Source organism: Limimaricola sp. G21655-S1, assembly GCF_027213785.1.
In the GTDB taxonomy this organism is placed as follows: domain Bacteria; phylum Pseudomonadota; class Alphaproteobacteria; order Rhodobacterales; family Rhodobacteraceae; genus Limimaricola.
This window is the reverse complement of the sequence record NZ_JAPWGO010000143.1, coordinates 1-323: the sequence shown is the minus strand read 5'-3', so window position 1 is coordinate 323 and position 323 is coordinate 1. Positions and strand designations below refer to the sequence as shown.

The following is a 323-nucleotide window of genomic DNA, read 5'->3' as shown; positions in this document are numbered from 1 at the left end:
GGCGCCATCGCCGGGTTGAGATAGGCGCGGATCAGCACATAGGCCACGTAGAAGCCCGCCAGCATCAGCCCGGGGATGAAGGCGGCGGTGAACAGGTCGCCGATCGAGACATTGGCGGTCAGCCCGTAGATGATCAGCACGATCGAGGGCGGCACCATGGTGCCGAGCGCGCCGCCGGCGCAGACCACGCCGATGGCGAGGTTCTTGTCGTAGCCCAGCCGCAGCATCTGCGGCAGCGCGATCAGCCCCAGAAGCACCACCTCGCCGCCGATGATGCCCGACATCGCGGCGAGGATGACGGCCACCAGGATCGTCTGGATCGC

At 67.5% G+C, this 323-nt stretch carries 1 protein-coding gene; it reads right to left on the bottom strand.

The window, feature by feature from the left end; translation table 11 throughout:
- Positions 1 to 323: TRAP transporter large permease subunit (locus tag O4G76_RS20230; protein WP_269398938.1), on the bottom strand; the 323-nt coding region annotated here is incomplete at both ends.